1 protein-coding gene is annotated in these 304 nt (G+C 43.8%); it reads left to right on the top strand.

All coding sequences use genetic code 11. The features are described from left to right. Nucleotides 1-304, top strand: a 304-nt coding sequence (locus HC176_RS19840; RefSeq protein ID WP_209309835.1) for a Rieske (2Fe-2S) protein, incomplete at both ends; no start/stop codon positions are given.

The raw sequence follows: 304 nt of genomic DNA on the forward strand, positions 1-304 counted from the left end.
TTTTCGGTAAACTTTGATCTTAGCCTTCCGGAATATAATCAACTTAATTTCCCCGGAAATAAATTCGTCACCCGCAACTATGGCATCAACGGAATTGTGATCTTCAACCTCAACAATGACCAATACATGGCTTTTGAACTTACAGATCCTAATCACGTCCCGCAAGCCTGCTCTCCTCTTATCGTGGAAGGGACTGAAGCTGTTTGCTCCTGTGGGGACGGCAATAAGTACAATATTATTACAGGTCAACGAATAGCCGGGGAAGGAGAATACTCTCTAAAACCTTACCGGGTGGAAAGAGTTG

This window comes from Tamlana crocina (assembly GCF_012037625.1).